Below are 26,781 nucleotides of genomic sequence, written 5' to 3'. Positions count from 1 at the left end.
CCTGTAGAGGAAAGTGATAGCAGATTATTCTTTCAAAGCCTCTTGTAAGTCAATACCCAGCGCTTTGGCAACTCCTGTTCCATATGCAGGATCGGCTTTGTAGCAGTTGCGCACATGACGTTGTTTGATAAACAATTCGGAGTCTCCCATGGCACGGGCTGTATTTTCGAACAATAATTGTTGTTCTTCAGCCGGCATCAATCGGAATAAGTCGCCCGGTTGGCTATAATAATCGTCGTCATATTCCCGTTCATTGTAGTTGTAAACTTCACCGGTAACTTTAAGAGGCGGTTCTTTCATGTCAGGAGAATCCTGCCATTCGCCGTAACTGTTCGGTTCATACCCTTTGGTAGCACCGTAGTTACCGTCTACGCGCATAGCACCGTCACGATGATAGGCGTGGAAAGGACAACGAGGCTTGTTGACCGGGATTTGTTCAGCATTCACCCCTAGACGATAACGTTGTGCGTCGCCATAAGAGAATAAACGACCTTGTAACATTTTGTCGGGAGACAGACCGATACCGTCTACAATATTCATCGGGTTGAAAGCAGCTTGTTCCACTTCAGCAAAATAATTTTCCGGGTTGCGGTTCAGTTCAAGGACACCAACATCTTGTAGAGGGAAATCTTTGTGCGGCCATACTTTAGTCAGGTCAAACGGGTTGATACGATAGTTGTCCGCTTCTTCCTCCGTCATTAACTGAATCTGGAATAACCATTTCGGATAATCGCCCTTTTCGATGCTCTCGAAGAGATCACGTTGATGAGATTCGCGATCTTTAGCAACTATTGCTTCTGCTTCCTGGTCTGTCAGATTCTTGATACCCTGCAAGGTACGCAGATGGAATTTAACCCAAATACGTTGATTTTCTGCATTGATAAAACTATAAGTATGACTGCCGAATCCGTGCATGTGGCGATATGAATAAGGAATACCACGCGGACTCATAGTGATAGTAACTTGATGTAATGCTTCCGGTAAAAGCGTCCAGAAGTCCCAGTTACTGTTCGGGCTACGCATATTGGTTTTCGGATCTCGTTTGATGGCATGATTCAGATCCGGAAATTTAAGCGGATCACGTAAGAAGAATACAGGAGTGTTGTTACCCACCAAATCCCAGTTACCTTCTTCCGTATAGAATTTCATAGCAAAACCACGGATGTCACGTTCTGCATCAGCAGCTCCACGTTCTCCGGCTACGGTGGAGAAACGGACAAAACATTCTGTTTGTTTTCCGACTTTACTGAAAATAGCAGCACGGGTGTACTTTGTAATGTCATGGGTGACAGTAAACGTACCGTAAGCTCCCGAACCTTTAGCGTGCATACGTCTTTCAGGAATTACTTCACGATCAAAATGGGCAAGCTTCTCTATAAGCCAGGGATCTTGTAACATTACAGGTCCGCGTTGACCTGCGGTTTGCGAGTTTTGATTGTCAGCGATAGGACGACCGTTCGCTGCAGTAAGTTTTTTCTTTTCCATAAATAGATTTTTTAGTCGGATACAAGTATAAGCAGACTGTTTCCTTTTATTCTTTCATCCGGGGTTTATAATATATAACAAAGATAGGCTTCTTTTGCTCGCTTGTCAAACAGATAATTTCTATCTAAAGATAGAGAATAACTATGAATTGTGTGTGTATTGTCTGCTATTTATTTTTCTACAAAGATTATTGTGCTGACACCCGGGTGTCGTACATCTTTTTATTGCATAAAAAAACTCCCGCACTTCCTTCACGGAAGACGGGAGCTTTTAAATAAACTATAGCTTATATATCTTTTGCTGATTATACGATACCTTGTGCCATCATTGCTTTAGCAACCTTCATGAATCCGGCTACGTTAGCACCCTTCACATAGTTTACGTATCCGTCAGCTTCTGTACCATACTGAACGCAAGCTTCGTGGATATTCTTCATGATGCTTTTCAGCTTTTCGTCTACTTCTTCAGCGCTCCAGCTTAATTTGATAGAGTTTTGAGTCATTTCAAGACCTGATACTGATACACCACCAGCGTTAGCAGCTTTACCCGGAGCGTAAAGGATTTTTGCATCCTGGAATACTTTGATAGCTTCTGGAGTAGAAGGCATGTTAGCTCCTTCAGATACAGCGATACAACCGTTTGCTACCAACTGACGAGCGTGGTCACCGTTCAATTCATTTTGAGTAGCAGAAGGAAGAGCGATATCACATTTTTCACCCCAAGGTTTAGCTCCTTCTACATATTTGCAACCATATTTTTCTGCGTATTCACGGATACGGCCACGGTACAGATTCTTCAGTTCCATGATATAATCCAGTTTTTCGCGGTCGATACCGTCCGGATCGTAGATATAACCGTCAGAGTCAGAGCAAGTAACTACTTTACCACCCAGTTCGATTACTTTTTCGATTGTATATTGAGCAACGTTACCAGAACCAGAAACCAGACAAACTTTACCTTTCAAGTCAGTTCCTTTTCTCTTCAACATTTCCATCAGGAAGTAGATGTTACCGTAACCTGTAGCTTCCGGACGAATCAGTGAACCACCGAATTCGCGGCCTTTACCTGTGAATGTTCCGGTAAATTCGTGAGCCAGTTTTTTATACATACCGAACATGAAACCTACTTCGCGGCCACCAACACCGATGTCACCTGCAGGAACGTCAGTTTCAGGACCGATGTGACGCCACAGTTCCAGCATGAATGCCTGTACGAAGCGCATTACTTCAGCATTTGACTTTCCACGAGGAGAGAAGTCAGAACCACCTTTACCACCACCCATTGGCAGAGTAGTCAGTGAGTTTTTGAATGTTTGTTCAAAGGCAAGGAACTTCAAGATAGAAAGGTTTACAGATGCGTGGAAACGGATACCGCCTTTGTAAGGACCGATCGCGTTGTTGTGCTGAACACGGTAACCCATATTGGTCTGAATATTACCTTTATCATCCATCCAAGTCACGCGGAACTGATATACTCTATCAGGAATACACAAACGTTCGATCAAGTTTACTTTATCAAACTCCGGATGTTTGTTGTATTCTTCTTCAATAGTAGAAAGTACTTCTTCTACTGCTTGATGATACTCCGGTTCATTGGGAAATCTTCTTTTCAGATCGTCTAATACCTTTGCTGCATTCATAATCTTTTTTTTCTTTAATTGGTTGATATAAATAAAGTGCTAATTTGACAATTTGCTAATATACCGTTTGACTATGTGCTTTTGTGCTATATAGCAGATTTGCACATCTGCGTATGGGTACATCGGATATTTATTTTCGGTTGCAAAAGTAAAGATAAAAATTGAACTAGCAAACATTTTATAAAGAAAAATGCGATAAAACATCAAATTTGATATTTTATCGCATTAAAAATAGGAAAAAAGATATTTATTTGTTCTTTTTGATCGACTTATAGACAGGAATAAACACTAATGCTGCCGAAATGCCAAGCATTACCGCCGTCATCCCGTCAATTCGTTCGGCTTTTGTCAGAACTAGATAGCAAAGCGCCAACCAAAGCAGGCTGATGCAAACTATTTGTGATTTGGATAACGGACGTTTCATTTACCTCCTCTTTTCTTTTTGTCAACGATGGCGTCGATCACGGCTACAGCTGTGATATTGACAATGTCGCGGACAGAGCTTTCGAAATCGGTGAAATGAATAGGTTTGTTCAATCCCATCTGGATAGGGCCGATGAATTCCGTATCCGGGTCCATTGCCTGCAACAGTTTGTAACCGGCGTTTGCTGAACTCAAGTTCGGGAAAATCAATGTATTTACATCTTTTCCTTTCAGGCGGGTAAACGGATATTTGGTATCACGCAATTCGCGGTTCATGGCAAAGTTTACCTGCATTTCACCGTCAATAGCCAGTTCCGGATATTCTTCCTGCATGTGGGCAACAGCTTCGTGCACTTTCACAGGGCTACCTGCAGTATCAGCACCGAAGTTGGAGTATGACAACATTGAGATAACCGGCGTGTGATTGAAGAAGCGAACTGTTTTATCAGACAATTTAGCGATGTCAATCAATGTTTCCGTATCCGGGTGGCGGTTAATCAGTGTGTCTGCCAGGAAGTAAGTACCTTTCTTGGAGTTCAGGATATGCATTGTTCCGAAGTGTTTGAAGCCCGGTTGGATACCGATTACTTCTTTGGCCACTTTGATCGTATTGCTATATCTTGTATAAAGTCCGGTGATGAAAGCATCCGCATCTCCTGTTTCCACCATCATCATACCGAAGTAGTTGCGTTCGAACATTTTATCGTTGGCTTCTTCATAAGTAAAGCCTTCGCGTGCACGTTTTTCTGCAAGAATGCGTGAGTAACGTTCGCGGCGTTCCGATTCGTCCGGGTGACGGAGATTGACGATTTCAATACCTTCCAGGCTAAGATCCATTTCTTCTGCCAGTTTTCCGATAGCCTCGTCATTTCCTAATAAGATAGGATGACAGATACCTTCGGCTTTCGCTTCAACGGCAGCTTTCAGCATATTCGGATGGATACCTTCGGCAAATACGACACGTTGCGGTGAACGGCGGGCTGTATCATACAGTTGGCGGGTCAGTTTGGACTCATAACCCATCAATTCGCGCAGGTGAACACAGTAAGCATCCCAGTCTTTGATTTCAGTGCGAGCCACTCCGCTTTCCATAGCAGCTTTTGCCACTGCGCAGGAAACTTCGGTGATGAGGCGTGGATCTACCGGTTTCGGGATAAAGTATTCCGCGCCGAAAGAGAGGTTGTTCACGTGGTATGCCGCATTAACTACATCGGGTACCGGCTGTTTTGCCAGATTAGCGATAGCGTGTACGGCTGCAATCTTCATCTCTTCGTTGATAGCTTTAGCGTGAGTATCCAAAGCACCGCGGAAGATATACGGGAAACCGATTACATTATTAATCTGGTTCGGATAGTCAGAACGTCCGGTAGCCATCAGTACGTCAGGACGTGCTGCCATGGCATCTTCGTAAGAGATTTCTGGTGTCGGGTTAGCCAATGCGAACACAATCGGCATCGGAGCCATGCTGCGCACCATATCCTGGCTTAACACATTTCCTTTCGACAGGCCGAGGAATACATCTGCACCTTTGATTGCTTCTTCCAGCGTGTGAATATCCGTGCGGTCGGTTGCAAAAAATCTTTTCTGTTCGTTCAGATCCGTGCGCGCCTTGCTGATAACGCCTTTACTATCCAGCATGACGATGTTTTCGAGACGTGCACCCAGTGACACATACAATTTAGTACAAGATACGGCAGATGCACCTGCACCGTTCACAACGATTTTTACATCTTCGATTTTCTTTCCGGCCACTTGCAGGGCATTCACCAAACCGGCACTGGAGATAATAGCAGTACCGTGCTGATCGTCGTGCATGACAGGTATATCCAGTTCTTCTTTCAGGCGACGTTCGATTTCAAAACATTCGGGAGCTTTGATGTCTTCCAGGTTGATACCTCCGAAAGTAGGAGCAATAGCCTTTACTGCAGCAATAAATTTCTCTGGATCTTTTTCATCCACTTCGATGTCGAAAACGTCGATGCCCGCGTAAATTTTGAAAAGCAGACCTTTACCTTCCATTACAGGTTTACCGCTCAATGCACCTATATCACCCAGTCCGAGTACGGCTGTACCGTTGGAAATAACGGCTACCAGATTACCTTTAGCCGTATATTTATACGCATCTTGCGGATTCTTCTCAATTTCGAGACAAGGTTCTGCTACACCGGGAGAATATGCGAGTGATAAGTCGGTTTGTGTACTGTAAGGTTTGGTAGGCACTACCTCAATCTTACCGGGTTTGCCCTGTGAATGATAGAGCAAAGCGGCTTCTTTCGTTATTTTAGCCATGGTATTTATGAAATTTGTTAATAAGTTATCATTTGACCGCAAATGTAGGAATAAAAGTTCGAAATTGTAGCTGTTGATTAATAATTTCTATTAATTTTATAGCAAAATGGCTGAATTTATGATATGATATGTCAAGGATGTGTTTTTGTATTCTATTCCCTTTTAAATGCTATGATATTGATTTATTGAAATTTTAACAAGTGCTTTGGTTGTCGGCTTTAGTTATTTCGCTATTTTTGAATCGATATATGATTTAACCTTATTTTATAATGATTACCACCCAGCAACTTCAATTATTGAAAGAAGGAAATAAAAATGCTTTTGAGGCATTGTATCGTGGATACAATGCTCGCATTTATAATTTTGTCCTTTCTATGGTGAGCAATGCCGGGGTGGCGAAAGATATCACACAAGATATTTTTCTCCATATCTGGGAGAAGCGGCTTAATATCGATCTGGAAGGGAATTTTGACGGCTATCTTTTTAAAATATCCCAAAACATGGTATATCATTATGTAAGACGCGAACTCCTGCTTCAAAATTATGTAGACAGGCTTGCGAATGAGTCATCTGACGAATCCGTAGAGATAGATGAAGAACTGGATTATTTGTTTTTGGAAGAATATATCCTGAAACTTTTAGAAGAACTGCCTCCAGCGCGCCGGGAAGTTTTTATGCTTTATTGGAAATCAGGGTTGAACTATCGTGAGATAGCCGACCAGTTGAATATCTCGGAAAAGACTGTTGCCACACAGGTACACCGTTCTTTGGATTTCTTGCGTGACAAACTGGGAATAATTGCCTTTTCAGTCTCTCTCTTCTTACATGATATCTAATATAGAAGTTTTAATAAAAGTTAATATCTGAACTATTTCGATTTCTCTGTAGTCCTTTTCTGTCTCTCAAGACTAGTATAAATAGAACAGGAAAATTATGGAGCAACACGATTACATAGTACTATTGGAAAAATTCTTCAAAAAGGAGGCCTCTTCTGAAGAAAGAAGGATACTTATTGAATGGATTCGTAAACCCGGAATTCGTAATGAGTTTAATCTGCTTTGCGAGCAAATGTGGAAAGAAGCAGCCGTCGAAATCGATAAGACAGTGGAAGAAGAAATGTGGAACCATCTGCAGAGGAATCTGGATGAGCCCAAGATACTATCTCCGAAGAAACGGCGCTGGCAACCTATTATATATAAGGTGGCAGCCACTATCTTATTACCGGTTTGTTTGGGACTGGCCACTTACTTTGGGGTAGAACACATGAATAAGGTGTCACAGGACCCTTTCATGGTGGCTGTCGATTATGGACAGAAAGCGAATCTGACTTTGCCCGATGGAACGAAAGTCTGGTTAAATTCGGCTACTCATCTTTCTTATGATGCGGAGTACAACAAATCCGACCGGAAAATCTATTTGGACGGAGAAGCCTATTTCGAAGTGGCGAAAAACAAAGATAAACGTTTTATCGTCTGCTGCAATGATCTGGAGATAGAAGCGTTGGGAACCACCTTTGATGTGAAAGGCTATTGTGACGATCATTCTGTCACAACACTGCTGGCAGAAGGAAGCGTCAAGGTTTCTAATAAAACGGACGTAACCTTGTTGAAACCCGGGGAGAAGGTAGAATACCATAAGAACAAGCAGACATTTACTAAATCGCCCATCTCGGATATGCGTGAAATCGACTTTTGGCGGAACAATATGTTGATTTTTAATTCATCCTCTTTAGCGGAGATCGCGACTACGCTGGAGCGGATGTACGGAGTGAAAGTCGTGTTTGACTCCGAGAAACTGAAGAACGTGCCATTTTCCGGAACCATCCGGAACAGCAGCTTGCATAATGTATTTTACATTATAAGCCTTACTTATCCTTTAACCTATGAGTTAGAAGGAGATACGGTGAGAATAGGAAGTAGTATTAACTAAAAAGGACGATTTATGGAAGACACCTCATAATAAAATAAAGAGGGTAGAATTATGTAGCAGCATAATTCTACCCCGAAATCAAATACGGTTTATACATGATAGTAAAAAAGAAATTTTCCTTATGCGGATAAGGGAAAGGGAATCCTTTTTGCTTCACGATTTTACAAAGATAATAAAAAGTCTAATTTTCAGACTTATATTTTAAAGAATTTAAAGCTAATTACTAATGAGAAAACAATTACATATCATATTCAGGCTTGTTATGTTCAGTTGTATCTTGTTGTTTGTGTCTCAAGAGGCAAGTGCGCAGATCACTTTCTCTGTGAAGAATCAGACGATACGCCAGACGATACGAGTGATTGAAAAGAAGGCTGATTACAGCTTTTTTTATACGGATAAGCTTCCCGGATTAGATCAAAAAATTTCATTGACAGTGAGTAATGAAAGTATTGATGCGGTTTTAGAAAAAGTTTTCAAAGGATCATCTATTAGTTATAAAATAGAATCGGGTAAGCAAGTGGTGCTTACTCTGAAAAGTGAACAGAACGCCCCCCAGAAAGGCGATAAGAAAACAATCACCGGTGTTGTGGCCGACCGGAGGGGAGAACCCTTGATTGGTGTCACAGTGAGAGTGGAGGGAGAGAATATTGGAACCGCTACCGATATAGACGGTCGTTTCTCTTTGGAAGCTCCTGTGGGGGCAAAAATCAGTTTCTCCTATATCGGTTATGTTTCCCAATCTCATACGGTCAATAAGCAGAACATATACAATGTGTCATTGAGCGAAGATTCGCAGGTACTGGAAGAGGTAGTCGTAGTGGGATACGGGTTTATGAAACGGAAAGATATTACGACTGCGGTATCTGTCGTTTCCACGGCAGATATTGAAGAACGTCCGATTATGACAGCTGCACAGGCTATTCAGGGAAAGGCAGCCGGTATTCAGGTTGTGCAGCCGTCGGGTATGCCGGGTTCCGGAGTGACAATCCGGGTGAGAGGAGCCACTTCGGTACAGGCATCCAATGAACCGTTGTATGTGGTGGACGGTTTGCCGTCGGATGACATTTCGAATATCAGTCCGAATGATATTGAAAGCATGCAAATTCTGAAAGATGCCTCATCGGCAGCTATTTACGGAGCACGTGCGGCAAACGGAGTAGTGTTGATTACGACTAAAAGAGGAAAGATCGGTGCACCACAAGTGAAAATGAGTGCTTATGTGGGTTTCTCTAAATTAGGGAAAAAAATAGATGCGTTGAATACAGAACAATATAAAGACTTGATGAAAGACTTGAAAGCAGTTTCGGATGTTGCCCCCAATATCCCCGAAAGTGAAACGCGCTATGTGGACTGGACTGATTTATTCTTCGGTACGGGTGTCAATCAGAACTATCAGTTGTCTGTGGCAAATGGAACCGAGAAACTGCAATATTTTGTTTCCGGAGGTTATTCCGACGAACAGGGTATCGTGGAAAAAGCACATTTCAATCGGTATAATTTCCGTGCAAACCTGGATAGTGAGCAGACCAAATGGCTAAAGATGGCACTCAATTTTGCATATTCGCATACAGGCGGACAATGGGTGAACGAAAGCCGTAGTTCTTTGCGTGCCGGTTCCATCTTATCCGTTGTGAATACTCCTCCGTTTATGCAGAAGCGGAATCCGTATGATCCGAACGAATATGATGAACAGGCTTACGGTGCACGTATTCTGAATCCGCTGGCTGCCAATGCCGCAGACAGTAACACGAATACAGACCATATAAATGGCTCACTCGGCTTCACGGTTGACATACTCAAAGGACTGAAGTTTAAAACCACTTTTGGCATTGAACTGACCAATGAACATTGGGACTACTATCTGGACCCGATTTCAACTTCGGACGGACGGGGTACAAAAGGGCGTGTGGAAGAGAGTTTCTCACGAAACTTCGAATGGCTTTTTGAAAATTTGCTGACCTATGATTGTTCATTCAACAAACATAACCTTTCTATTTTGGGAGGGGCTACCCAGCAGCGTGCACAATATAACGGTTCGTGGATGGCAGGTTTCGACCTGGCAGAGTCTTATCCCGATATTCATTCCATCAGTGCCGCCAATCAACTGGATAAGGATGCTTGCGGTTCTTCTGCTTCCGCATGGACGCTGGCCTCTTTTCTGGGTCGTGTAGCCTACAATTACGACAGCCGTTATTTGCTGACAGTTAACTTCCGTGCAGACGGTTCTTCTCGTTTTGCCCCGGGACATCGTTGGGGTACTTTCCCTTCTGTTTCTGCAGGTTGGAGAATTTCAGGCGAAAAGTTCATGCAACCTTTACAAGACATTGTTACCGACCTGAAATTACGTGCCGGATGGGGTATGAATGGTAACCAAGGCGGTTTTGGAAACTACGCTTACATGGCTTCCATGAGCGTCAGTAAACTGCCCGTTTCGGAGGGAAACTTATATCCGGGACTTGCCATTAAACCCGGCTCGGCAGCCAATAAAGAACTGACCTGGGAAAAAACAAGCCAATGGAATCTGGGACTCGACCTGACCATGTTTGATTCCCGCTTATCCTTCTCGGTTGATGCTTACTACAAAAAGACCACCGATTTACTATTGACAGTCAGCCTGCCGGAGAATGTGGTGCCGAGCAGTGTGACAAGAAACGACGGTGAGATGGTGAATAAAGGTATGGAGTTCACTCTCTCTTCCCAGAATTTTAAAGGTAACTTTCAGTGGAATACCGATTTCAATATATCTTTCAACCGGAATAAGCTGACGAAGCTCGGTTTGAATAAAGTTTATTATTATGCTGAAATGTACGAATCCAAGGAGAAAGCCGTCATCCTGAAAGAAGGTCTTCCGTTAGGCACATTCTTTGGTTACATATCAGAAGGCGTTGATCCGGAAACCGGAGATATTATCTATCGTGACTTGAATGGTAACGGTTTTATCGATCCGGAAGATCGCACTACTTTGGGAAATGCCCAGCCCAAGTTCATTTACGGTATGACGAATACATTTTCGTATGCCGGTTTCGACCTGTCTGTATTCTTGCAGGGAAGTCAGGGCAATAAGATTTTTAATGCATCGCGTATTGATATGGAAGGCATGACAGACTTTAGAAACCAGTCGGTTCGTGTGTTGGATCGTTGGAAACGACCGGGTATGATTACCAATGTCCCCCGCGTTGGTAATACAGAGAATAATCATAACTCCTCCCGTTTTGTAGAAGATGGATCTTACCTGCGCCTGAAAACAGTCACTTTATCCTATAATTTTCCTAAGAAATGGTTGAATAAGATACATCTGTCCAGATTGCAGGCTTACGTCACCGGACAGAATCTCTTCACACTGACTAAATACAAAGGATACGATCCTGAAGTAAATGCTTTTGGCGGAGACTCCGTTGCTCAAGGGGTGGACTATGGTACTTATCCTCAATCGAGGGCGGTAATTTTTGGTTTGAATGTTGAATTTTAATAGCTGCGAAAATGAAAAATATAATAAAGTTAGCGTATGTCGTACTCTGTACATTAGTCGTTTCATGCAGTAGTTTCCTAGATGAGAAACCGCAATCGGATTTTATGCAGGAAGGTACCGGAACGGAAGATCAGGAGTCTAAATATGGAAGTCTGGCAGATGCACAGGCCGAGTTGCAGGGTGCGTATGAGAGTTTTAAAGCAGATATATTCCAGTCGGAAAATTATACTATTGGAGATGTGCAGTCCGATAATTGTTATATCGGCGGAGATGGTGTGGCCGAACAGGAGTTTGATTTGTTGAAACTGACCTCTACCAATTATAAAGTAGAACTGGTCTGGTCACAGTATTATTCGATGGCGGGCACTGCAACCAGTGTGATTGAAAATACGAAGATGATGGATCCTACTTCTACCGTAGCAGAAGAACGTAATCGTGTTATTGCAGAAGCCAAGTTCTTGCGGGCATGGGCGTATTTTGATATTGTCCGTTTATGGGGTGATGCCCCGATGGTGCTGGATTTGATTCCGACCATTACAGCCGAAAACCTCGATAAATGGTATCCGGTGATGTATCCGGAACGTTCTGCCACAGATAAAATATATGACCAGATCCTGGACGACCTGAATGAAGAAAATACCATTCGTTACCTGGTAAGCAAGAATAAAGGAATTTTCCAGGCAACTAAGGGAGCAGCCTATGCCTTACGTGCCAAAGTGTTAGCAACGAGAGGGGAGAAATCAACACGCGACTATACCAAAGTGGTTGAGGCTTGTGACAAAGTAATAGCAGAAGGCTATACGCTGGTCAGCAATTTTGACGAGTTGTGGCAACCCGATAAGAAATTTTCTTCAGAAAGCATCTTTGAAGTCTATTACACCTCCGATGCACCCAACTGGGCTTACTGGGTATTGCTGAAAGAAGATGACGGATCAGTAACCTGGCGACGTTATTGTACACCTACTCATGATCTGGTTGCTAAATTTGACAAAGAGAAAGATACCCGTTATGCATCCAGTATTCTTTGGAAATCAGTGCCTTATGATACCTATTGGCCGGCAGACAGTTACCCGTTGTCTTATAAGATTCGCGAGAAGACTTCCAATATCATTTTGATGCGGTTGGCAGATATACTGCTGTTGAAAGCCGAAGCACTGGTAGAGTTGGACCGCACCCCGGAAGCCATCCGGATTGTAAATAGTATTAGAGAACGTGCCGGTTTTGCTCCTTCTTCTTTAGATGAAAATATGGGGCAGGCCAGAGGACGCCTGGCGGTAGAGAACGAACGCCAATTAGAGTTGTATATGGAAGGTCAGCGCTGGTTCGACCTGGTACGCAATAATCGTTTGCTGGAAGTGATGCAGAAGCATAAAGACAAAGACGGCAGATTGCTGTTTGCAGGTTTGCAGGCTTTTCGGCAGTTGTGGCCGATTCCTCAAGGAGAGAAAGATAAGAACACCAATCTGACTCAAAATGAAGGCTATTAATGAAAAGAGGAACGTAAAACTTTAAAAGAAAAAATGATGAAACACAATAATCTGTTTTTATGGCTGCTGGGGCTGACTGTTTGTTGGCTGGCTTCATGCAGCGAAGAAGATGGCCGGGTGACGTATCCATATTCGTGTCCCGAAATATCGGAACTGCAATTCTCAACTACCGATCAGACACCTGCTGCCGATTCTCTTTATTTTTCTGTGAAGATTCACGATCCGCAGACTCCTTTGTCTACGCTGGAAGTGAAATTGATGACAGGTGAAACTTTGGTCAGTTCGCAGTCGATCCGTACGAAAGGCACTGATGTTTCGATTGTTGAAAAAGGGATTTATATCCCGTTTGAAGCCGGACTTGAAGAGAATCAGGAAGCGAAGGTGATTCTGACAGCCATTAATGTGGAAGGTAGTGAAGTCACTCAAACATTTGATTTCCATATAACCCGTCCGCAGATTCCCGAAGTGCTTTATCTTCACTATAACGGTGAGGTGGTAGAAATGAACCGGAGTGAGGACAATCCTTACCTGTACCTCACGGAAGTTTCCGATTCGGAAGAGGGTTATCCGATGGAACTATCCGGAAAGATCTCTACCGCAGCATCATTGGACGATGCAAAACTGATTTGGGGAGCTGCCGAAGCAAGCAATACGGCAGTCCTTATTGAAGCGTCGGGACCCAGCTTTGCTTTTGATTACCGGGATTGGTTTGTCGAACAAATCACTTTCAATGTGATGACTTTTGAACTGGGAGTAGTCGGCTACCAAAAGAACCTGAAAATTAAAGAAACCGAGTTGATAGCCAGTGAGGGATTTTTCCGTGCACAGATTAGCTTTACGCAGGGGGAAGAGTTCGAAATGAGTGGATTTGAAGATGTGGAACACGCTTACAATCGCGACTTCTTTAGCTATAATCCGGATAATGGCAAGTTTACCTTCTTGCGCAAATCAGGAACCTGGGAGATCTATTATTCTTCTAAGTATAATTATATCTGGGTGGCACGGATGGGTGATACGGCTCCCACTTGCTTCTGGCTGGTAGGACACGGATTTACATGCGCACCCGTCTGGAATGAAGCATATAATAGTGGAGGCTGGAATTTGGAAGACATATCACAGTTAGGATATATTGTGCCAATCGGTGAACAGAAATACCAGACCACCGTGTATTTGAGTAACACTCATGAATGGGAATCCTTCGAAATTGAAATTTACAGCGATTTGCAATGGAATAAAGATAAAGGCATGCTACTGCAAGAGGGTTCATTGTCCGGCGATACGGATGGAATTGAACTATCTGGTTCCAATGGAATAACGAGTGGCGACGGTTTCGTTCCCGGCTATTATCGTCTGACTTTCGACGCCTCGCAGGGAGTAGGCAAAGAAACTTTGCACATCGAACGATTGAGTGATTAATACCTAAAAGAATGATATATAGAAAAACAGGAAAGCCTATGAGAAATATGCTATATACAATATGGGGAAGTCTGTGCCTCCTGCTGGTCATTTCCGGTTGTAAATCGACTGACGGGGCGAAAGCCCCCGTGTCATTGACTTGGAAGATGGGAGCTGTGGAAGTACAGCCCGGTTACTATGAGAATTCATTTGTCCTGAAGAACATCTCAGATGTTCCTTTAGGAAAGGATTGGATCATCTATTATTCGCAGCTGCCTCGTGAGATTCTGCAGGAAGAGTCTGCTCCGGTCAAAGTGGAAGTGGTGAATGCGAACTTCTTCCGGATGTATCCGGCAGAAAATTTTCAACCACTGGCTCCGGGAGATTCGTTGACCGTCAAATTCTGTTGTACCAACGGATTGAAAAAAATGTCACATGCTCCCGAAGGCACTTACTGGGTGAGTCAGTCAGGCAGTAAGCAAGGTATTTCCTTGCCTGTCGGACTGACCATACAGCCGCTGAAAGGAATGGAGACAGAAGACTGGTATCCCGCACCTGATAAGATATATGCTTCGAATTTGGCGTTGGAGACTACAGCCCAGTTGCAGCAAACTGATATTTTTCCGTCAGTGAAAGAAGCGGTGCCGGCTACCGGCAAAGAGGGTTTTGCTATAGAAAATAAAGTAAAACTGACTTTCCATCCCGATTTTGCCAACGAAGCTGAATTACTGAAAGAAAAGCTGGCAACCATCCATGGCCTGGAAGTTGTATCCGGAGCACCGGTAACAGTTCATCTGGATTATTTGCCGGAACGGGAAACAGCAGTGAACGGCGAATATTATCGGATTGATACGGGAAACGGGCTAATAAATATTTCAGCTTCCACTTCACATGGCATATTCAATGGGACGCAAACCTTGCTCTCCCTGTTGAAAGGTCAGGAAAAGCTGTTCCGTTTGGAAGCTCTCTCCATCCGCGATTATCCCGATTTGCCGTATCGCGGGCAAATGCTCGATATTGCCAGGAACTTTACGACTGTTGAACATCTGAAAAAGCTGGTAGATGTAATATCTTCTTATAAACTGAACGTACTGCATTTCCATTTTTCGGATGATGAAGGCTGGCGTCTGGAGATTCCCGGCTTGGAAGAATTGACCTCGGTTGGCGCACGCCGGGGACATACCACGGATGAACTGGAATGTTTATATCCGGGCTACGATGGCAACTATGATCCGTCTGCAGCTACCTCCGGCAACGGATATTACACCCGTGAAGAATTTATCGATTTATTGCGTTATGCAGCTCAAAGACATGTGCGTGTGATTCCGGAGATTGAGTCTCCGGGACATGCCCGTGCGGCAATCGTGTCCATGAAAGCGCGCTATCATAAGTATGTGAATACTGCCCCTGAAAAGGCCAACGAATATTTATTAAGTGACGCACAAGACACTTCCCGTTATGTTTCCGCGCAGTCTTATACGGATAATGTCATGAATGTAGCATTGCCTTCTACATACCGGTTTATGGAAAAAGTGATTCGTGAGTTGATAGCCATGTATGAGGAAGCGGAGGTACCTTTGACTACGATTCATTTAGGTGGCGATGAAGTACCCGAAGGAGCCTGGATGGGTTCTCCTGTCTGCCGGACGTTTATGGATGAAAACGGGATGACAAGTGCCCACGAACTGTCTGAATACTATATTACGAAGATGGCAGACTATCTGCAACAACATAATTTGCAATTCAGCGGCTGGCAGGAAGTAGCGTTGGGACATCCGGAAACAACCGATCGTCATTTGAACCAACTTGCAGCAGGAGTGTATTGCTGGAATACGGTTCCTGAATGGGAAGCGGATGAAATACCTTACCAGATAGCCAACAAAGGATATCCGGTGATTCTCTGCAACGTGAACAATTTCTATCTGGATTTGGCCTATGACGCTCATCCCGACGAAAGAGGTCTCTCGTGGGCGGGATATGTCGACGAGTCCAAAGGTTTCTCCATGCTTCCATATAGCATTTATCGTTCTTCGCGTACCGATATGGCAGGCAATCCGGTCGATCCGGACATCGCAGGAAAGGGAAAAACGACTTTGACCGCTTCCGGAAAGGAACATATCCAGGGAGTGCAGGCACAATTATTTGCTGAAACCATCCGTGATTTTGAATGGGTGGAATATTACACCTTCCCCAAAATCCTCGGATTGGTGGAACGCGGTTGGAACGCTTTTCCCGCCTGGAGCACTTTAACAGGAGAGAAAGAACGTCAGGCTTTCAATAAAGAACTGGGCCTGTTCTACTCCAAAGTGAGTGAGAAAGAAATGCCTCACTGGGCGTCCCGAAGTATCAATTTCCGTTTACCTCATCCCGGACTTTGCATCAAAGAAGGGCAACTCCATGCCAGTACCCCTATCCGGGGAGGTGAAATACGCTATACGACCGATGGCACGGAACCGACCCTTCGTTCGGAACTTTGGAAAGCTCCCGTAGCCTGTGATGCTTCCGTTGTGAAAGCGAAACTGTTTTATTTAAATAAAGAGAGTGTAACAAGCACTCTCAAAGTAGATTAATCCACAAAAGTAGATAAGTTATGAACTATGATAAGATAAAAAGAACCGGAATATTATTCTTGTTGGGAATAGGTGCGATCACATCGTTGTCGTGCAATGATAATGATAACGCGAACTACCCGGAGCGAGTGCCCACCCGCCTGTCGGTGATGCCTTTGCCGGAAAGAGTCGATTATAAAGAATCGGTTGTCTCTCTTCCGCAGAATGTGACTGTCAGCCAGAACATTCCGGCTTCCACGTCGCAACTGTTGAAATCCACCCTGGAAGAGAAACTTTCTCTTTCCGTCAGTGATGCCTCCAACGATCGTGCCTTTATCCGTGTGAAACAGGAAGCGGATCTGGCTAAAGAGGCTTACCGGCTCACCGTTACCAAAGAGGGAGCCTGCGTCTATTATTCAACGGAAACCGGACTTCTCTGGGGAATCCAGACATTGAGACAAGCGCTCGAACAAGCAAATTTCTTCACTTCCGGAAGTGCTAAATATCTTCCGATGGTCGATATAAAAGATGCTCCCAAATATGATTGGCGCGGATTTCATATCGATGTAGTCCGCCACATGTTTACGGTTGATTATCTGAAAAAGGTGATAGACTGTTTGTCTTTCTACAAGATAAACAAGCTTCACTTGCATCTGACGGACGATCAGGGTTGGCGCATTGAAGTGAAAAAATATCCGTTGCTGACGCAGGAAGGCAGCTGGCGCGACTTTGACGAATATGACAAGAGATGCGTAGAACTTTCCCAACAGGATTATAACTATGAGATAGATCCCCGTTTCGTGAGAAACGGTTCTCAATATGGTGGTCATTATACGCAGGAAGAGATGAAAGGTTTGGTAAGTTATGCGTTGGAAAGAGGGATCGATATTGTACCCGAAATTGACATGCCAGGTCATTTCTCGGCGGCTATCAAAGTCTATCCCGAGTTGTCGTGCACGGGAGAAGCCGGATGGGGAGAAGAATTCTCTTATCCTATCTGTCCCTCGCGTCCGGAGAACTATCAGTTCGTGCAGTCCATCATTGATGAGATGGTCGAGATTTTCCCTTCGGAATATTTCCATATCGGAGCAGATGAAGTGGAGAAAGATAACTGGGAACAGTGTGAAGTTTGTCAGCGATTGATGCAGCAGGAAGGTTATCAGAAAGTGGATGAACTGCAAAACCGTTTTGTGAAGATTATGACGAACTATGTGAAGGGTAAAGGCAAGAAAGTGATGGGATGGGACGATGCTTTTCTTGAAAAAGAGCCACAGGATTTGATTTATACTTATTGGCGTGACTGGCTGCCCGATCAGCCGGGAAAGATTACCCAGAAAGGTTATCCGATTATATTCATGGAATGGTCCCGTTTCTATTTGAGTGCAACGCCTTCAGACGAAGGATTAAGCTCTTTGTATAACTTCGAGTTCGAACCCCAGTTTCCCGGCATCGTGAAGCAAAATGTGTTAGGCTTCCAGGCTTGTGTATGGACGGAGATGATTCCTAATGAACGGAAGTTTGGCCAGCACGTGTTTCCCTCTCTTCAAGCATTTTCGGAGTTGGCGTGGGGAAGTAGCCGTAACTGGATTGATTTTACCAATCGCCTGAAATGGCATGTTAAATGGTTGAATGCGAATGGATTCTATTTCACCAAACCGGGATTTCTTTAATCCCGGTACACTAAGAACAATATGAAATCAGAACGTTTACTTTCATTAGATATACTCCGGGGAATCACCATTGTCGGAATGATTTTGGTGAACAACCCCGGAACATGGGAATCCATTTACGCACCCTTGCGACATGCCGAATGGAACGGACTGACTCCGACTGATTTGGTCTTCCCGTTCTTCATGTTTATAATGGGCGTTTCCATGAGTTTTGCCTTATCCCGGTTCGATCATCATTTCAGTCGCGGTTTTATCATCAAACTGGTACGGCGCACGGTGATCTTGTTTTTGTTGGGACTTTTTCTTTCCTGGTTCTCGTTGGTGTGCACAGGAGTAGAACAACCTTTCTCGCACATACGTATTCTGGGAGTGTTGCAGCGGTTGGCATTGGCTTATTTCTTTGGTTCCTTGCTGATTGTGGGTGTCCGGCGTCCGGCAAATCTGGTATGGATCTCCGGGATCATTCTGGCAGGTTATTCCATCTTGCTGGCTTTGGGACACGGATTTGAACTTTCCGAACAGAATATTATTGCCGTTACAGATCGCACACTATTCGGAGAAGCCCATTTGTATCGGGAGTGGTTGCCGGATGGCGGGCGTATCTTTTTCGACCCGGAAGGCCTGTTGAGTACCTTGCCGTGCATTGCGCAAGTGATTATCGGTTATTTCTGCGGAAATATTTTGCGGGAGAAGACTGAAATCCATCACCGGCTGTTGCAGATCTCCATACTGGGTATTGCTCTTTTGTTTACAGGATGGTTGTTGAGTTACGGCTGCCCGTTGAATAAGAAAGTATGGAGTCCGACTTTTGTGCTGGTGACTTGTGGTTTTGCTTCCTTGTTGCTTGTGTTTCTCACCTGGCTGATTGATATTCGTAAAAAGCAGAAATGGGGATATCCTTTCCATGTTTTTGGTACGAATCCATTGTTTATTTATATAGTGGCCGGTGTGTTAGCTACTTTGCTGGAGGTAATTACAGTTGGGGAGAGTAGCTTGCAGGAGAAGATTTACACTTCCATTTGGAGCGTTCTTCCCGATGCTCATCTGGCCTCTCTGATTTACGGCCTTCTGTTTATCGGATTCAATTATCTGATTGTATGGGGGCTGTACAAAAAGCAACTATTTATAAAGATATAGAAGGTAAGTGACTAGTTAGAAAAAGGTAGAGTTTATGCCGGATAGCTACGGCAGTTTGTTTTCGTAGCCGGATGGCATAAACTCTATTGATTATCAGCTCAATAAATATACAGGTAAACAGTCTTCCTATTTTTCTTTCTCCGACGGCGTGTGTGTTGTCCGCCAGAACGTATTTTTCACCTCCCTTGCCACCTCTTTCCAGCTTGGTATACTTTTTAGTGAGCGTCGAGCCGGGAAATCGTAAAGCAATAACAATAGGAAGAGGAAAATGCAGGCATAAGCCACCCAGCCGTAAATCTGCTTGATGCTTATCTCCATCATCTGACTGATAAACTCTTCCATATAGTGACCCAGATTGAACGGACTACTGCTGAAAGCTACATGATCGATGGCTGAACCGTAACGGGCCAGATTGTCGGGAACATAATACGCCAATCCCTGTGCATAGACTGCGGCTCCCACTACGCCGCCTACTACCATGTGCAGCATATTGAACACACTTAATCCCTGGAAGAAATGCTGGAAAGTCATGATTTCCTCCAGACACACCATAAAAGTAGCACTCAATATGGCATAAGCGAAGCCCCGACATACGGTCGGCAGGTAAAGCTGTGAAATATGGATGTCGGTGGATAAAGTCAGGTAGAAACCGATCAGGTAACCGATCAACCCGATAAAGCCGACAATGACCAGGCGTACATAATTATACTGCTTGACGTGCATCCACCAATACGAAAACACACAACCGCATACGATACCGACAATGGCAAGCCAATCGAGTTGGGAACTGACCAGTTCTTCATATTTCATTACTTCCTCGTAAAAGACTTCCTCCAGCACGTGCTCCGTGGCGAGGAACGCTTCCACTAAAGTGACTAATCCCAATAAAGGCAAAAAATGGCGGTACGTCCACATCTTTGGTTCGAGAAATGGGTGTCGAATGGTCATCATGCGCCAAATACAAATTCCTAAAGTGATGAAAATCACGATGGTAAGTTGGCGGATGACCGGGCTGTTCCACCAGTCGTACCAGTCTCCGTAGTTGAAGAGGAAGGCGATTTCCGCTAATAAGGCAGCCCATAGTATCCCGCCCAGCCAGTCGATACCAAACAGAGGAAATTTACGCATGAACCGGAAATGCTTCACACAAGTGAACTGTATCAATAAGACAATCAGCATCAGACCGGCAACGAACAGGTTCATGTACGTCCAGTGATAATGATACATTAGACGGGTCGTAAGTAGGTCAGATAGCTGGATGCTTCCCAAAATTACAATATGAAGCCAGGGAAAGAAAACGGTGAAATCCCGTTTAGGGGTCATCCACAGCTGAATGTTTGACATACACTCGAAAGTTCCCTGTATTTTGCACATACCTTCGATGAAGCAGACCAACCACAATAGAGGGAGAAAGGTGATATGCGGTGCTATCAGGTTGCAGAGTAATACTCCCAGTGCGGCCGATGTAAGCAGGGTTTTATTGGTAAAACGGAACTTCATGCGGAACAGTAACGGAAAGTAGATTGCCATACCGGCCAGGTTGGCATACATGCACATCAAAATATCCTCCCGCATCAGTGACATGCTGCCGATCATCTGATTCAATGCACCCAAATAGACACCTCCCGAAAGTTGGAAGGTGACGGCTATGAAAAGATAAATCCACGGTTGCATTTTCCGCGGCACGAAGCTGCGGAACATCGGCAAAACAAAAGGACCGTTCAGAACAGGAGCACTCATAAGAATTAAAGATTAGAAATTAAAAATTAAAGCAATTGATAATTAAAACAATGATTAAAACGATAAAGGGTTAAAGCGGTTAATATTTCACTTCACATTCCACGTTAAAACCGGCACGCATGCGTTTCAAATCTTCTGGTTTGTTTCCTTTCAGACTGATACGTACGGGAATACGTTGCTCCACTTTCACGAAGTTTCCGGTGGCGTTGTCTTGCGGAATCATTGAGAAGGCGGCTCCTGTTGCATCGGAGATGGATTCTACTACTCCTTTGAATGTGACGTTCGGCACGGCGTCTGCGGTTATTTCCACTTCTGCACCTTCTTTGATATTCGGAAGCTGGGTTTCGCGGTAATTGGCGATTACCCACAAATCACTGCTGTCTACGATATCAACTATAGTCTGTCCCGGTTGCACCAGTTGCCCTTCCAGGATTTCTTTCTTTCCTGTCGTGCCGTCACACGGAGCAATGATGACTGTATAAGAGAGATTCAGACGGGCAAGTTCCAACGCAGCTTCTGCCAGGCGGACACCTGCTTCATTCTGTCCCAGGCGATGAGTCTGCTCACTTTTCACTAGAGAAGTAGACATTTTAGCCCGTGACACCTGTTCATAACGGGCTTTGGCAGCTTCGTATGCTGTATGTACGTTGTCATATTGCTGTTTTGTCACTGCGTCTTCCTGCAACAGTTTCTCAAAACGGTTCAGTTCCCGTTTGGCATTTTCCATCTGTACACGTACTTCTTCAATACTTGCGTCGCTCACACTTAAATTGTTTTGCGTAGTGGCGATACCGATGGTAGTGGCCTGGCGTCCTGCGGTGGCATTCGCCAAATCCGCTTCTGCCTGTGCCACACGGAGACGGAATTCCGCATCTTCGATGATAAGAAGCGTGTCGCCTTTGCGCACTTGCTGATACTCGTCAAAGTAGATTTTCTTGATGAATCCCGGTACACGGGTATTGATCGGTGTGATATGTTGTTTCACCTGCGCATTATCCGTATATTCGATATTTCCCAAGTGGATAAACCGGGAACAAACATAAGTGACACCACCGATAAGTAAACAGATAATTACAATGTTGTATATTATCTTCTGGGTTTTTCTAGCTATCATAATCTGTTCTATTTTAAGAGAGATGAGAATTTGATTCTGTTATAAATTGGATTCTTTTTGATAAGTCATTACTTCTCTGTTAGAGAGTGTGTGTGATATATTTCATTTTGTAATAACTGTATATCAAGTTAATACGCGCATTGACCAGACCGAGGTCGGCACTTAGTTTCATATTGCTGGCATCGAGCATATCGGTGAGCAGGGCAAGGTCGTTTTTATAACGGTTGCTGGTTACGTTATAGTTCTGGTCGGCAAGTTCCACGCTTTTCTCCTGTGTACGCAGGTCTGTGAAAGAGGTGAGAAAGTTGACGTAGTTCGCCTGTACACCGTTTTCTATTTGTTCCTGTGCCAGTGAATATTCCTCCTGTGCTCTGCGGACGTTCAGTTTTGCCTGGCGCACTTTCTTGTTGTTTTTAAATAAAGAAGAAAGATTGTATTTGATACCGACCCCCACATACCAGTAATTGAAGTTATTGTAGAGCACCGGGACTTCGATGGTGATAGGACCATCTAAATGTTCACCGGCCACAAGTGCAATTTTCGGAAGCAGTTCCGAGCGTTCCAATTTCACTTTCTGCTCGTTCATTTTCATAGCCAGCTGGGCTTGTTGCAGTCCGACATTGCTTTGACTGGCCATCATTTGCCAGTCGTTTTCGGCTAATGCTGTCACTTCCTCGTTCAGCAAGGTAGAATCGGGAACGATTTCTGTTCCGGCAGGCAGATGTAGGGTAGTCACCAGTTGGTGATTCATTATTTTGCGGGCATCCTGCACCTTTGCCAGTTGCAGTTTCAGCGTCTCTTTCTGTAGCTCATAGCGGGTGATGTCATTTTTTAAGGCCGTTCCCTGTGTGCGGCGTGATTCCATGTTGCGGATCACCTGTTCCGTCAAATCCAGATTCTTCTGTAACACTTGCAGCTGGTTATTCAACTTGTATAAATCCAGGTAATAGCCGGTCAGGAGAAAGCGGATTTCCTGACGGTTCTTCTGCCAGTCCAATGCAGCCATTTGCTGACCGAGTTCAGCCAGAGTAATACTGCTGTTGATGGCTCCTCCGGCGTAAATCACTTGTTGCGCTTCCAACGCAAAGTTATTGCCGAAGTGTGGCATAGGGATATTCTGCCCGTTTTTGAAGTCACGGTCCCATATATATCCGTCGCCCAGGTAACTAAATGAGAGTGAGGCACCTATGTCCGGCAAACGTTGTGACTTGGCAGCCTTCAAAGCTTCATCGGCTGCTTCCTTTCCGGTTTTATACGTTTGAATACTCTGACTGTTCTCGTCTGCCAGACGGAACATTTCGTCAATGCCCAACACTCTCCTGTCAAGCGTCTGGGCAAACAGTCCCTGACTGCATAGCACGGCACATAGCGGCACTATGAGCCATCTTTTTTTGCTCATAAAGTGAAAAGAAATTTAATTAATAGTAGAATTTTGAATTTTCTTCACCACGGAATAATACAGAGTAACACAGAGTTTTTTTCTTTTGAAATATGTCAGTTGACACAAGTTAATGAAGATTATTTGAACGCTGTGTCCTCTGGCGTTCTCTGTAGTGAAAATAGGAGGGTTATCAAATCTGCGCTGCTACACCCCAACCGTGAAAGTCATGCATTTTGTTCTTGTAACGAATGGCGATTTGATAATATCTTAGTTTCATCTTGATACCTATTTTTCTATTTTTGGTTTGCAAAATTATGAAAAAAAACAAGTAAGTTGTAACCCTATATAGGCTCAAATATAATGTTTTTTAACGAATGGCAGCTAGCATATCAAATAGGAGAAAGAATAGAAAGAAGCACAACCACTCCTGAAGTAAAGATGCGATATAATATGTACCGTAAGGTGAAGCTTGCTTCGCGGTGAATGCGGTAGCTATCGGGGTGGCAGCAGCTATCTCCGTGAAATTCCGCCAACCTGAAACTGGGACGCTGACCGGATGCATCGGTATGTTGTGTCTGTCCGTCTGTGTGATGATTGCCTTGTATAACGGATGCGGCTTTTGGACCTATGAACTGCTGATGTTCGCATTACTTTTCACAATGGGACTGACCTTTACTTCCTCCACCACCTTGGCGATGGATAGCGAACGCCGTTACGCCGGAGCAGCTTCCGCCCTGTTGGGAGCACTCTGTTTTGCTTCCGGAGGTATTGTTTCTCCGTTGGTCGGCTTGGGAAATATCCTTGTATCTACCGGAGTTACGTTTGTGGTCTGCGCCATCTGTTCCCTGCTTTGTGCACTATGGGCGATGAGGAAAGTACCGATGAAAGTAGCAATGTGCCGGATTTTCCGTTAAAGTGAGATTGTTTCAAAAATAAAAGTCATGAGGAAGTTAAAGCTTAAACTCCCTCATGACTTTTATAATTTACTACCAGTATAATTATAATTACTACCAGTATAAACAGACCGAAATAAAACTAGAGTTTTATCTCTTCCGTGAATATCTCCCCGAAACGATTCTTAACCACCACCTTGACAGATTTTGCATCTTTAGAAGGCTGTGCACGGAAAAGATGACGTGTGCGATAACCCGTTTTCTTTCCCTTTACCATATTGATATAATCCTGATCCTCATCGTCAAAAGCCTGCATAGCACCTTTCAACACTCCATCCTCGTACCAGTTTACCGTATACGTCCAGTCCCAATCCCAGATATTGGCTACCACATAGTCTTTCTGGCTTTCAAACTCTCCCGGTTGGTAAAGCCGGAACTGATAGTCCGGCGAACACCCTGTTGCCTTGTAACGCCATTTCACATCATCACCTTTCACTTGTACCACCAGATAACCGTTTGGTGCTCCGCAACGATTCACGTGTCCTGCCCACCATGCGCCGCAGGCCGCTCCGATATTATGTTCGTAAATGGTAGGGGCGGGCAACTGATTTTCATAAAAGTGCGTGTGTCCGGAGAAAATATGTACTTGGTAAGGCCTCAACAGTTGGAAAAGCGCATTGGCGTTGCGCGCATTTCCCCCCGCAGCTACCGTGTTATTAGCTACTGGAGCGTGAACGTTCAGGAACACGATATTTCCTTTAGGCACATAACTTAAATCTTTTCTCAACCAGTCCAAATCTTCCGGCGTGAAGCGTTCCGTGTATTTCTTGTTGCCGTCGTAATCAATATCCTTCATTGCTATCACATGCACTTTACCGATATTGAATGAATAGTTAGCCGGGCCGAATGACTGATAATAATTCTGTTCCCCATAACCATCCGCCGGATGATCCGTCTGCGTTATAGATTTGTAGAGCAGGTTGAAGTCGTGGTTTCCCATCAGTTGGAACATCGTCATTCCCAAGTTGGACACCGCTTGCCGGTAAGGAGCGTACAGGTTCATGGCATCCCACACCAGATCCCCCAGTCCCATGCCGATGATTTCGAAGTTCTTTAGTGAGTCGGCAGTCTGTTTCAGATCGGGCACTGTTTCCGTGCGGAAGCGGTCCAGTTGCTTTTCGTTTCTCACTTGCGGGTCGGAAAGGACGATGTAGACAAATTCATCCACCGGCTTCTGCCGTTTAGTCAATACGAAGTCACATTGGTTTTCGCTTTTCCCGGCATCCAGATATTGATAGAAACCATCTGCTACCCCCTCTTTGGAAGGAAGCTCATACGCTGCCGGAGTAGAGATGTAAACCATTGGATAACGTGTCGGATCAGTGTTCAGAACATAATTTCCTTCTGCATCAGTCGTATTGAAATGTGCCCCGTCTGTCACCACTACACCGCTGATGGGTTTACCTGTATTATCTTTCACACTACCTTTCACCACCGTCTGACCAAAGGCGGCAATAGCGTTCAGCTGGAAAAGCAAAACCGCTGCAAACAGCGTTTTTCTAAAATTGATCTTTTTCATTGCTTATAACTTTCTTAAAGTAACCTGATTGAATAATGCGATAATTTCTTCCGGTTCATCTGCCGACTTGAGAGCCTCCTCAAAAGACTTGCTGTTATCATCGAAACACATCACATTGGCGCAATCCAGAATATGACCCATGTTGAATGTAGCAACTTCCCGGCTCACCTCTTCTTTCTTCAATGCCTTCTTATAATATTTATTCACCTTATTAACCGCCTTGTAAATAGAAGGCTTCAAAATTTCGACCGAAGAATCCGTAAATCCGATTGTTACATCATACTCATGCGTATAATTCTGGATGAAAGTATTCCATTTTCCGGTAATGTCACTCCCCAGATAATGTTCCGCTTCAAACACTGGTTTGGTAGTCGGGATTTCTCCATACACGTCGAATATAAACACCGCTTTCGGCTTTTTGCCTACGGGAGTAGCTTCTTTTTCGTTTTTGGAAATATGGTTTTTTCCGGAGATATTCTCGTTCATGGCGAGCTCTCCTTTTTGCGCCGTTGCTGCCATCGTTATAACTAACACAACAGCCATACTGATTATTCTTTTCATATTCATTGAATTTTAAAGATTGATTGAAATGATAATTATTG

At 44.2% G+C, this 26,781-nt stretch carries 17 protein-coding genes and 1 pseudogene; 9 read left to right on the top strand and 9 right to left on the bottom strand.

Annotation, left to right across the window (positions count from 1 at the left end; translation table 11 throughout):
- Positions 1-24: 24 nt before the first annotated feature.
- The 4 genes from KQP79_RS08305 to KQP79_RS08290 all read right to left on the bottom strand — a co-directional run bounded on the left by KQP79_RS08305 (position 25) and on the right by KQP79_RS08290 (position 5,836).
- Positions 25-1,485 (bottom strand): catalase, encoded by a 1,461-nt coding sequence (locus KQP79_RS08305; protein WP_004297668.1) that lies wholly within the window; start codon positions 1,483-1,485, stop codon positions 25-27.
- A gap of 304 nt (positions 1,486-1,789) precedes the next feature.
- A complete protein-coding gene (locus KQP79_RS08300) occupies positions 1,790-3,124 on the bottom strand; it encodes an NADP-specific glutamate dehydrogenase (protein ID WP_004297671.1) in 1,335 nt (444 codons plus the stop codon).
- Between the two features lie 247 nt (positions 3,125-3,371).
- Entirely contained in the window at positions 3,372-3,548 is a 177-nt protein-coding gene (locus tag KQP79_RS08295; RefSeq protein WP_004310082.1) for a hypothetical protein, read from the bottom strand.
- On the bottom strand, positions 3,545-5,836 hold the full coding sequence (locus KQP79_RS08290) for an NADP-dependent malic enzyme (protein WP_004306858.1): 2,292 nt from the start codon (positions 5,834-5,836) through the stop codon (positions 3,545-3,547). Before KQP79_RS08290 ends, KQP79_RS08295 begins: the two co-directional genes overlap by 4 nt.
- 269 nt (positions 5,837-6,105) lie before the next feature.
- Between KQP79_RS08290 and KQP79_RS08285 the strand changes: the two genes are divergently transcribed.
- The 8 genes from KQP79_RS08285 to KQP79_RS08250 all read left to right on the top strand — a co-directional run bounded on the left by KQP79_RS08285 (position 6,106) and on the right by KQP79_RS08250 (position 19,472).
- The gene (locus KQP79_RS08285) at positions 6,106-6,672 is read left to right on the top strand and encodes an RNA polymerase sigma factor (RefSeq protein WP_004297676.1); all 567 of its coding nucleotides are present in this window, start codon (positions 6,106-6,108) and stop codon (positions 6,670-6,672) included.
- A 97-nt stretch (positions 6,673-6,769) separates the two neighbouring features.
- Positions 6,770-7,765 (top strand): FecR family protein, encoded by a 996-nt coding sequence (locus KQP79_RS08280; protein WP_008776325.1) that lies wholly within the window; start codon positions 6,770-6,772, stop codon positions 7,763-7,765.
- Positions 7,766-7,991: 226 nt separating this feature from the next.
- Positions 7,992-11,234, top strand: a complete 3,243-nt coding sequence (locus KQP79_RS08275; protein ID WP_032849568.1) for a TonB-dependent receptor — start codon at positions 7,992-7,994, stop codon at positions 11,232-11,234.
- A gap of 11 nt (positions 11,235-11,245) precedes the next feature.
- Positions 11,246-12,721, top strand: coding sequence for a RagB/SusD family nutrient uptake outer membrane protein (locus KQP79_RS08270; RefSeq protein WP_004297680.1), 1,476 nt, complete (start codon positions 11,246-11,248; stop codon positions 12,719-12,721).
- A 33-nt stretch (positions 12,722-12,754) separates the two neighbouring features.
- The gene (locus KQP79_RS08265) at positions 12,755-14,137 is read left to right on the top strand and encodes a DUF5016 domain-containing protein (RefSeq protein WP_004310091.1); all 1,383 of its coding nucleotides are present in this window, start codon (positions 12,755-12,757) and stop codon (positions 14,135-14,137) included.
- A 38-nt stretch (positions 14,138-14,175) separates the two neighbouring features.
- Positions 14,176-16,686, top strand: coding sequence for a family 20 glycosylhydrolase (locus KQP79_RS08260; RefSeq protein WP_061448630.1), 2,511 nt, complete (start codon positions 14,176-14,178; stop codon positions 16,684-16,686).
- A 20-nt stretch (positions 16,687-16,706) separates the two neighbouring features.
- The gene (locus tag KQP79_RS08255) at positions 16,707-18,335 is read left to right on the top strand and encodes a beta-N-acetylhexosaminidase (RefSeq protein ID WP_004306862.1); all 1,629 of its coding nucleotides are present in this window, start codon (positions 16,707-16,709) and stop codon (positions 18,333-18,335) included.
- 21 nt (positions 18,336-18,356) lie between these two features.
- Entirely contained in the window at positions 18,357-19,472 is a 1,116-nt protein-coding gene (locus tag KQP79_RS08250; RefSeq protein ID WP_138343512.1) for an acyltransferase family protein, read from the top strand.
- A 126-nt stretch (positions 19,473-19,598) separates the two neighbouring features.
- On the opposite strand, the gene KQP79_RS08245 is transcribed toward KQP79_RS08250, so the two are convergent.
- From KQP79_RS08245 to KQP79_RS08235, 3 genes are all read right to left on the bottom strand, one after another.
- Positions 19,599-21,212 (bottom strand): hypothetical protein, encoded by a 1,614-nt coding sequence (locus tag KQP79_RS08245; protein WP_004306864.1) that lies wholly within the window; start codon positions 21,210-21,212, stop codon positions 19,599-19,601.
- Between the two features lie 79 nt (positions 21,213-21,291).
- Positions 21,292-22,326 carry an HlyD family secretion protein gene (locus KQP79_RS08240; protein WP_004296729.1) on the bottom strand — a complete coding sequence of 345 codons (1,035 nt, stop codon included), beginning with the start codon at positions 22,324-22,326 and terminating at the stop codon, positions 21,292-21,294.
- A 79-nt stretch (positions 22,327-22,405) separates the two neighbouring features.
- Entirely contained in the window at positions 22,406-23,725 is a 1,320-nt protein-coding gene (locus KQP79_RS08235) for a TolC family protein (protein WP_138343515.1), read from the bottom strand.
- Positions 23,726-24,177: 452 nt separating this feature from the next.
- Here KQP79_RS08235 and KQP79_RS08230 point away from each other — a divergent pair.
- Positions 24,178-24,621 (top strand): annotated as a pseudogene (locus tag KQP79_RS08230) (Bcr/CflA family drug resistance efflux transporter); the annotation flags it as partial.
- Between the two features lie 121 nt (positions 24,622-24,742).
- Here the strand turns inward: KQP79_RS08230 and KQP79_RS08225 are convergent.
- Both KQP79_RS08225 and KQP79_RS08220 read right to left on the bottom strand, forming a co-directional pair.
- The gene (locus KQP79_RS08225; RefSeq protein ID WP_004310100.1) at positions 24,743-26,179 is read right to left on the bottom strand and encodes a calcineurin-like phosphoesterase C-terminal domain-containing protein; all 1,437 of its coding nucleotides are present in this window, start codon (positions 26,177-26,179) and stop codon (positions 24,743-24,745) included.
- Positions 26,180-26,182: 3 nt separating this feature from the next.
- Entirely contained in the window at positions 26,183-26,740 is a 558-nt protein-coding gene (locus KQP79_RS08220; RefSeq protein ID WP_008998758.1) for a hypothetical protein, read from the bottom strand.
- Between the last annotated feature and the right edge of the window lie 41 nt (positions 26,741-26,781).

It is taken from the genome of Bacteroides sp. DH3716P, from assembly GCF_025914115.1.
GTDB lineage: Bacteria > Bacteroidota > Bacteroidia > Bacteroidales > Bacteroidaceae > Bacteroides > Bacteroides ovatus.
The sequence above is the reverse complement of the archived record's forward strand: the minus strand, read 5'-3'. Positions and strand labels throughout refer to the sequence as shown.

Bases quoted from the DNA above. Each gene is read 5' to 3' on its own strand.
- KQP79_RS08305 (WP_004297668.1), bottom strand. From the start codon at position 1,485: ATGGAAAAGAAAAAACTTACTGCAGCGAACGGTCGTCCTATCGCTGAC.
- KQP79_RS08300 (WP_004297671.1), bottom strand. From the start codon at position 3,124: ATGAATGCAGCAAAGGTATTAGACGATCTGAAAAGAAGATTTCCCAAT.
- KQP79_RS08295 (WP_004310082.1), bottom strand. From the start codon at position 3,548: ATGAAACGTCCGTTATCCAAATCACAAATAGTTTGCATCAGCCTGCTT.
- KQP79_RS08290 (WP_004306858.1), bottom strand. From the start codon at position 5,836: ATGGCTAAAATAACGAAAGAAGCCGCTTTGCTCTATCATTCACAGGGC.
- KQP79_RS08285 (WP_004297676.1), top strand. From the start codon at position 6,106: ATGATTACCACCCAGCAACTTCAATTATTGAAAGAAGGAAATAAAAAT.
- KQP79_RS08280 (WP_008776325.1), top strand. From the start codon at position 6,770: ATGGAGCAACACGATTACATAGTACTATTGGAAAAATTCTTCAAAAAG.
- KQP79_RS08275 (WP_032849568.1), top strand. From the start codon at position 7,992: ATGAGAAAACAATTACATATCATATTCAGGCTTGTTATGTTCAGTTGT.
- KQP79_RS08270 (WP_004297680.1), top strand. From the start codon at position 11,246: ATGAAAAATATAATAAAGTTAGCGTATGTCGTACTCTGTACATTAGTC.
- KQP79_RS08265 (WP_004310091.1), top strand. From the start codon at position 12,755: ATGATGAAACACAATAATCTGTTTTTATGGCTGCTGGGGCTGACTGTT.
- KQP79_RS08260 (WP_061448630.1), top strand. From the start codon at position 14,176: ATGAGAAATATGCTATATACAATATGGGGAAGTCTGTGCCTCCTGCTG.
- KQP79_RS08255 (WP_004306862.1), top strand. From the start codon at position 16,707: ATGAACTATGATAAGATAAAAAGAACCGGAATATTATTCTTGTTGGGA.
- KQP79_RS08250 (WP_138343512.1), top strand. From the start codon at position 18,357: ATGAAATCAGAACGTTTACTTTCATTAGATATACTCCGGGGAATCACC.
- KQP79_RS08245 (WP_004306864.1), bottom strand. From the start codon at position 21,212: ATGAGTGCTCCTGTTCTGAACGGTCCTTTTGTTTTGCCGATGTTCCGC.
- KQP79_RS08240 (WP_004296729.1), bottom strand. From the start codon at position 22,326: ATGATAGCTAGAAAAACCCAGAAGATAATATACAACATTGTAATTATC.
- KQP79_RS08235 (WP_138343515.1), bottom strand. From the start codon at position 23,725: ATGAGCAAAAAAAGATGGCTCATAGTGCCGCTATGTGCCGTGCTATGC.
- KQP79_RS08225 (WP_004310100.1), bottom strand. From the start codon at position 26,179: ATGAAAAAGATCAATTTTAGAAAAACGCTGTTTGCAGCGGTTTTGCTT.
- KQP79_RS08220 (WP_008998758.1), bottom strand. From the start codon at position 26,740: ATGAAAAGAATAATCAGTATGGCTGTTGTGTTAGTTATAACGATGGCA.